Annotated in this window: 1 protein-coding gene; it reads right to left on the reverse strand. The window is 36.2% G+C overall.

Translation table 11 applies throughout. The annotated features are described in order from the left end of the window. On the reverse strand, positions 1-2,414 hold a 2,414-nt coding region (locus tag ACFIO5_RS09700), incomplete at both ends, for a type ISP restriction/modification enzyme (RefSeq protein WP_375705288.1).

Here is a 2,414-nt window from a genome sequence, read left to right on the forward strand (position 1 = left end):
GTTTCTCTTATTTCTAATTTTGGTAAGTTCTTAACAATCTTCATTGTTTCTAAACTTACGGTAATAACCCTTTGAAACAACTCTAATGGATAAGCAGGGTTGCCAACGGTTTCAACAGCATAGCGATTGGCATCATTGACAATACCACTCTTTTTATCAGTCTTAACGCATTGACGCCCCATAACCCATTCAAGAGCAGGCTTGCCATTGACGATATACTCATAAGCTTCAAGAGGGATATCTGTTATTGTGATATTGCTGTTATAAAAAACAATCGATTTATCTTTCTCTTTACCTGCTTTTGCGAATTTCATTTCTGTAACGTAATAAAACTTTTCGGGATTAGAGATGTCAGTTAATTTTGGATTACCCTTTTTAAAGGTCACGGGATAAGGCTCTACAGTTTCATAATTCACGTGCAAATGCCCTAGTTCACGTCCAGCATTAACAAACTTCCAAAAATCTTCAGCGCTTTTTACACAAGGGATGCGAGGCAATTCTTTAGAGAGGTTATCAGCATAACGAGCACGATAATCTTCCGAATGTAACAATCCGTAGACGTAATAGAACAAATCATCTTTAGTGATTTTTTCATTCGGATAAGCTGCTTTAAAATGTGCTAATCCTTCATCAGTAATGGCATCACGCCTCTGTAAATCAGCTGTTTTACTTTCTTCTGTAGAAATTAAAAATAAATGGGATTGTTTTTCATTTTTACTTTTTGAAACCGTATCATCTTTGTAAATATAGCGTGGAAAGCATTGACCTGTATCTATTACACTCACATCAGGTACATTTTTAGTCATCAAGATAGAAAATCCACTTCTTGCTCCTACAGAAGAAACTTGTATCACTTTATTTTCAGTCGCTTTTTCTATAGGAAATATCCGCGGCATTTGGTAAACCATATCATTGAAGGTACGATTATAATAAAGCCATCGTTGTGTAAAAGGACGATACAGACTTGGTATGAGGCATGTCTCTTCAAATTCAAAAAATTTTCTTTTTGTCAACTCTTGTTTAAGTCCACGGCTCCAACTTATCTTACTTTCATCTGAATTTACAAAATTATTTACAACATTGGTATGTATTTTACGGTCAGTGTGTGCATAAGTATCATTAAAACGTTCCACTTCACTGTTATAGAAGGCAATCATATTACTCATGTTTTTTGCTAGAGCTTCAGGGCTTGAGTTGTATGTCCAAGCATCACGACTCGTCATAATACCGCGAGAAAAATTTTCAAACAGCTTTTTACCATGACTTTTCTTATCACCTAGGGCTAGGAATGTTTTGAAACTCTCATCACGTTGATTTATCCAATCACCATGTTCATCCGGCGTGATCATTTGCCAACTTTGTTCACGTGTAATGCCATCAATACTACCAAAGTATTCAAGAGCTGTAAGTTTTTCTTTTGTCGTGAAATTATTACCAATGTCATGATAGTAAATTTTACAATCTCCGGAAGCATTGGGATTTTTGATAAACAATGTTATAGCAATACCAGTCATACTACCATTGCCAAAAACATTTTCACCTTCTTGAGCTTTCCCATCGCTTAACATATTTTTACGAATATCCCCCCGTAAATTAAGCACATAAATACTCGTAAACTCTTTGGCTAAAGATTTTCGTAAGCTATCCATTGTTGGCTTTTCTATGTAACCAGAACCAGAAACAAAGCCTATTACCCCAGCATTACTAATACGGTCACTTGCCCAACGAATGGCACGGATATAGCTGTCATAAAGTGCTCGTATATTCGTTACTTTCGATTGAGCAGCATAAGTTTTACGGATACGTTCATCTAATATGGGATAAGGGCTGTTCTTTGCATTATCATTTTCGCTTTTTTGCCCTACTGAATAAGGAGGATTCCCAAAAATAACTTCAATATTGAGGTTTTTCTGAAGTTCTAAATATTCACTGTTTTCCTCTAATAAACCTTTCATCAAATCTTGTTTTTCCAGCATCCGGAATGTATCGGTTAAACCAATATGTTTGAAAGGAATATACTCTCCTTTCTTCAAACTATGATAAGTCGATTCAATGTTAATGGCTGCTATGTAATAGGCTAGTAAGACAATCTCGTTGGCATGGATATCATGACGGAACTTATATTCCATATCCTCTGGTTTTATGAGCTTTGATTGTAAAAGCCTTGTGATAAAGGTCCCCGTTCCAGTGAAAGGGTCAAGAATAGAAACTCCACGTGACCCCAAGCTTTTTCCAAACTCATTACGCAACACATCATCAACAGAATGAATGATAAAATCCACGACCTCAACGGGGGTATAAACAATCCCAAGCCTATCCGTGGTTTTCTTAAATGCCTTGGTAAAAAAATCTTCGTAAAGTTTGATAATAAGATTTTGTCTTGCCTGTGGTTCTGTAATGCCAGAGGCACGGAA

The sequence above is a fragment of the Bartonella sp. AA86SXKL genome, from assembly GCF_042196885.1.